This is a genomic window from Methylosinus sp. R-45379, assembly GCF_001644125.1.
Classification (GTDB): Bacteria; Pseudomonadota; Alphaproteobacteria; order Rhizobiales; family Beijerinckiaceae; genus Methylosinus.
The window spans coordinates 1-1341 of the sequence record NZ_LUUM01000055.1 but is presented as its reverse complement, the minus strand read 5'-3'; the positions used below and the strand labels follow the sequence as shown (position 1 = coordinate 1341).

Sequence of the window (1341 nt, the reverse complement as noted above, 5' to 3'; positions counted from 1 at the left end):
TCTGCGCGTCCGTGACCTGGTCCTCGGTCGAGACGCGGGCGTAGCCGATCAGCCGTCCCTTGATGTTCGAATCCGTCATCGGGAGGCGACTTCCGATCCGCCGCGGTCGGAGAGAAGCGACAGCAGGGCAGGGTTCGTGTAAATTTTCTCCCTGCCTGCCTCAATTTCCTGGAGGAGCCCGAGGGACACGAGGGCTTTCAGATAAACGGAAGCGGATTGGCGCTTGGCGATGCCCGCGCCGACCAGATCGGCGATTCGGCAATAGGGATTGACGAATATGATCTCGGCCAATTCGCGAGAATAGATCTTTGGCAAGTCGCGCCGAATTCGTTCGGCGGTCCCGTCGAGCAGGTTACGGATCGCCCATATTTTTGCGGTCGACCATGTCGCGGTTTCGCGTATGGCGGCGAGCATGAACAAGATCCATGGCTCCCACGCGTCGCCCGTCGTGACGGCGAGCAGTCCATCGTAGTAGGACTTTTTATTATCAATGATATAGCGGCTCAAATACAGGACGGGAATATCGAGCAGCCCTTGTTCGACGAGGAACAGCAGATTGAGAACTCGGCCCGTGCGACCATTGCCGTCTGTGAACGGATGGATCGCTTCGAACTGGTAATGCACGATGGCGAGCCGGATCAGCGGATCGACGCCGTCATCCGTGTGGATGTAGCGCTCCCAATTGGCGAGTTTGTCGCGCAGCAGTCCGGCTCCTTCGGGCGGGGTGTAGACCACTCGGCCGGTCGCCTCGTTCAGCAGCGCCGTGCCCGGGGTTGCGCGGATATCGAGGTCCACTCCTTTGATGGTCCGACATATCTCGATGGCGCTCCGCGTCGAAAGCGGGCGGTCCTTCAGACTCTCGAAGCCCTGATAAAGCGCCGTGCGATAGCGGAGCGCCTCCTTGGTCGCAGGGTCGACGCCGGTTTCCGGCCGGTTGGCGAAGCGGAAGAGCCTGTCCGTGGTCGTGACGATGTTTTCGATCTCGGAGCTTGCTTGCGCTTCGAGGAGCGGAATCGAATTGATCAGAACCGACGGGTTGGGGATTAGCTGGCCCGAGATCTTGAGTTCCGCCAGCGCCGCGCGGCCCCCGACGCAGGCCTTGAGAATGGCCTTGGTCTCGACGTCGTGGCGCGGCGGCAGAGCCGGAAGGTCATTGTAAGGGCGGGCAGGGTCGAACAACATGTCGAAGAAGCCTGTGTCGATCGACAGATTGCTCCCGACATGTCGATGAGATCGACAAATGCCGGAAACGTGTCGATGATTCGAGTTTCTATCGACATGCAAGCTCCAGCGCAATACGCAAATACATAATTGTATGTGACAACAAATCGGTCGTTTGAA

1 protein-coding gene is annotated in these 1341 nt (G+C 59.0%); it reads right to left on the bottom strand.

Going from position 1 to position 1341, the window contains the following annotated elements; all coding sequences use genetic code 11:
• Positions 1-75: 75 nt before the first annotated feature.
• Positions 76-1182: a protein adenylyltransferase Fic gene (fic, locus tag A1351_RS03025; protein ID WP_026598300.1), complete on the bottom strand. Its 1107-nt coding sequence runs from the start codon at positions 1180-1182 to the stop codon at positions 76-78.
• Positions 1183-1341 lie beyond the last annotated feature (159 nt).